The sequence below is a fragment of the Streptomyces sp. NPDC057099 genome (genome assembly GCF_042671245.1).
GTDB lineage: Bacteria > Actinomycetota > Actinomycetes > Streptomycetales > Streptomycetaceae > Streptomyces > Streptomyces purpurascens.
Map to the genome: position 1 here is coordinate 1 of NZ_JBHUTX010000104.1, position 4,328 is coordinate 4,328.

A 4,328-nucleotide genomic window follows, 5' to 3' on the forward strand; every position below is an offset into this window, starting at 1 on the left:
CAGAGCGCGTAGTCGGCGTACTGCACGGGCAGCGGCTCCCACGCGGGCGCACGGCCCGCGCAGCGCGCCGCATAGGCCGCCGACAGGTCCCGGGCCAGGGGGGCGGTGGACCAGCCGTCGCCGGCGATGTGGTGCAGGACCAGTACCATCACGTGCTCGTCGGCGTCCGTCTCGAACAGCCAGGCACGGATGGGCGCTTCGGAGGAGAGGTCGAAGACATGCCCGGTCGCCCCGGCGACCGTGTGGTCGAGGTCGGTCGATGCCACGCGCGTCACCGTCAGGTTCCAGGCGAGGGCGTCGAGGCCGGTGATGTGCTGGTGAGGCCTGCCGTCCACGGTCGGGAAGACCGTGCGCAGCACCTCGTGGCGGCCGATGACGTCACGCAGGGCCGCGTCGAGCGCGGTGCGGTCGACGTCGCCGGCGAGGCGCAGGACGACGGGGATGTTGTAGGCGGCGCTGGGGCCGTCCAGCTGTCCGAGGAACCACAGTCGCTGCTGGGCGTACGACAGGGGGAGGTGAGCGGGGCGTTCTCGGGCGGTGAGGGCGGGGCGGGCCGTGGGCGCCTCGGGGAGCAGGGTCGCGAGCTGGGCGACCGTGGGGGCCTCGAAGAGTTGCCGGATCTCGAGGTCGGCGCCGAGTTCGGCATGGATGCGGCTCATCAGCCGTACGGCGAGGAGGGAGTGGCCGCCGAGGGCGAAGAAGTCGTCGTCGACGCTCACCTCGGGTATGCCCAGGACCTCGGCGAAGGCCGCGCAGAGCAACTGCTCCTGGCGGGTGGCGGGGGCTCGGCCGCCGCCCGCCGTACCGGCGAAGTCCGGTGCGGGGAGGGCCGCTCGGTCCAGTTTGCCGTTCGTGGTGAGCGGCAGTGCGTCCAGGACGAGCACCGCTGCGGGCGTCATGTGATCCGGCAGTCGCCGGGCAGCGAACTCGCTGATGGACTTGGGCAGTTCGTCGTTCGGCTCGTCAGGCACGACGTAGGCGACCAGGCGAACGTCGCCGGGAGTGTCCTCACGGGCGATCACCGCCGCCTGGTGCACGTTCGGGTGTGCGGCCACCACGGCCTGCACCTCGCCCGGTTCGATCCTGAAGCCTCGGACCTTGACCTGTTCGTCGGCGCGGCCCGTGAACATCAGCTGTCCGCCGGCGGTCCACCAGGCGCGGTCGCCGGTCCGGTACATCCGTGTGCCGTCTCCGGTGAACGGGCTGGCGACGAAGCGCTCCGCCGTGAGTCCCGCGCGTCCGAGGTAGCCCCGGGCCAGAGCCGCACCTGCGACGTACAGCTCGCCGGGTACGCCCGCCGGGACCGGCCGCAGGTGGTCGTCGAGCACGAAGACCTGGGTGTTGTACAGAGGTGTGCCGATGGGGGGTACGACCGCTCCGTGCAGGGGCCGGCTCATGGTGGCGCACACCGTGGTCTCGGTCGGCCCGTACGCGTTGATCATGCGTCGGCCTGCCGACCACCGGGCCACCGAGGCCGGTGGGCAGGCCTCGCCCGCCACGACCAGGGTGAGGCCCTCGGGCAGTCCGTCCTCCGGCAGTACCGCCACGGCGGCGGGCGGCAGGGTCGCGTGGGTGACCGCGTGGTGCTGGATCAGCCGGGCCAGGGCCTCCCCGGGCAGGAGTTCCTGCGAGGAGGCCAGCACCAGCCGGGCCCCGGACAGCAGCGCCATGCACATCTCGAACACCGAGGCGTCGAAGCTCGGGGAGGCGAACTGCAGCACCCTGCTGTCGGGGGTCACGGCGAGGTGTTCGACCTGGGCGGCGACGAGTCCGGCCAAGCCCGAGTGGGTGACGACGACGCCCTTGGGACGCCCGGTGGAGCCGGACGTGTAGATCACGTAGGCCGACGACTCCTTCGGCACGGTCACTTCGGGGACGGTCGGCGGCGCGGCCGTCAGCCGCGTCCGGGTGGACCGGTCGTCCAGGGCCAGCATGCGCACCCGGCCCGCCGGGAGGTCCTCGAGCGTCTCCTCGTCCGTGAGGAGCAGGGCGGTCCCGCTGTCACGCACCATGAACGCGATGCGTTCCGCCGGGTAGGCGGGGTCGATCGGCAGATACGCCGCTCCGGTCTTCCAGACCGCCAGGATCGTGACGATCAGCTCGATGCCCCGGGGCAGGCAGAGCGCGACCACCGACTCCGCACCCACGCCCTGGCCCAGCAGGACATGGGCGAGCCGGTTCGCCCGCTCGTCCAGTTCCGCGTAGGACAACTCCACATCGCCGAGGACGACGGCCACCGCGTCCGGTGTGGCGGCCACCTGCGCGTGGAACAGCTCCGCTCCCGGCGCGTCGGGCACGACCAGTGCCGTGTCGTTCCACTCCACGAGCAGCCGTCGGCGTTCCTCGGCGGACAGTACGTCCACGGCGTCGAGGGGCAGTTCCGGGCCGCCGTCCAGTGCCCGTTCCAAGGCGGTCACGAGGTTGACGACGGCGGTGTGGAACAGCCCGGCCATCGCTTCCACGTCGATCGAGTCGACGACATCCAGGCTGAGGCCGAGGGCGTGGCCGTCGTCGTTGACGGACGCCGAGAGACGGTAGTTGCTCCGGTCCTCCGCGAGCAGCTGCCGGATTCCCTCGGGCTGTCGGCTCCGGTCGCCGTCGCCGGTCGCGGGTCTGTTGTGGCGGTAGTTGAGGAACGAGCTGAACAGGGGGGTGTCGCCCGCGATGCCGCTGCTGCGCTGGGCCGCCGCGAGCGGGGCGTGCTCGTGTTCCAGGAGTTCCGCGAGCTGCCGGCGCATCGCCGACACGGCCGTCAGGACGCCCGTCTCGTCGACGCGGGCGCGGATCGGCAGGGTGTTCATGTAGGGCCCGGGCACCCGGTCGGATCCGACGCCGGCGTTCATCCGGCCGAGCAGGACCGTGCCGAACACCACGTCGTCCCGGCCGCTGACGGCCGCGAGGAAGCGTGCCCACGCCACGTGCATCATCGGCGCGGGGCTGATGCGCAGGCGGCGTGCGACGTCCCGGATCTGTTCCGTCAGTTCCGGTGCTAGAGGTATCTCGGCCCGCCGGACGTCGGCTCCGTCACCGCGTGCGTCCACCAGGCCGAAGGGCGCGGTCGGCTCGGTGACGTCCGCCAGCAGGCCGGCGAAGTACCGCTCGTGGTCGGCCGGGGCCAAGGCACCGCGTGCCTGGGCCACGAAGGTGCGGAACGGCAGCGGCTGCGCCAGGTCCCGGGCACGTCCGGCGAGGAGGGCGGCCACCTCTTCGAGCAGGATGTCCATGGTCGTGTGGTCCTGCACGATGTGGTGCATCCGCAGCAGCGCGAGCGGCAGGCCCGTGGCCGCGTGGGTCGTGGTGTGCACGCTGATCAGCGGGGCCCGGCCGAGGTCCATCGAGTGGCCGCCGGTGGCGAGCAGGTGCTCGGCGGGGTCGTGCCCGGGTGGGGCCGGGTCCACCGCGGTGACGGGCAGGGTGGCGCGGCGCCACACCACCTGGACCGGCTCCCGCAGTTCCTCCCAGTGGATCGAGGTCCGCAGGATGTCGTGCCGGTCCACGATGGTCCGGAGCGCGTCGAGGAACGCGTCGAGACGCCGGCCCGAGTCGAACTCCAGCACCATCGGCATGACGTAGGCGTCGGGGCCTCGGTGCGCCAGCAGGTGGTGGAAGAGCAGGCCCTCCTGGAGCGGGGCCAGCGGGTAGACGTCGGCCACGTTCGCCGCGCCGCCGTCGACGGTGGCGACGATCCGCTCGATCTCATCGGCCGTCAGGTCGACCAGGGGAAGCATCTCCGGTGTGATCGCCGTGGCGTCCGCCGGGATCAGGTTGTCCGGCACGGCCACCTGTACGGCGCCGGCGGCGATCGCCAGCCCGGCCGGGGTAGGCGTCTCGAACAGTGCGCGGACCGACACGGGTACGCCCCGGGTGCGCAGCCATTCGACGAGCCGGACGGCGAGCAGGGAGTGTCCGCCCAGGGCGAAGAAGTCGTCGTCGACTCCGACCTGTTCCAGTCCGAGTACCTCGGCGAACCCGGCGCACAGGGTCTCCTCGCGGGGGTTCGCGGGGGCTCGTCCCGCGCCTGCCGTGTGTTCGGGTGCGGGCAGGGCGGCACGGTCGAGCTTGCCGTTCCCCGTGAGCGGCAGGGAGTCGAGGACGACGACGGCGGAGGGGGCCATGTACTCGGGCAGGCGCTCGCCCGCGAACACGCGTACCGAGGAAGGAAGTTCCTGGTCGGTTCCGGCTGCGGTGGGTATGACGTAGGCGACCAGGCGGGTCTCGCCCGGGGAGTCCTCACGCGCGACCACCGCCGCCTGCGCGACCTGCGGATGCGCCGCCACCGCCGCCCGGACCTCACCCGGCTCGATCCGGAAACCACGGATCTTCACCTG

General features: G+C 72.3%; 1 protein-coding gene. It reads right to left on the bottom strand.

The window, feature by feature from the left end; all coding sequences use genetic code 11:
• Positions 1–4,328 (bottom strand): amino acid adenylation domain-containing protein (locus tag ACFT4A_RS42250; RefSeq protein WP_382841985.1); only part of this gene is annotated, 4,328 nt, incomplete at both ends.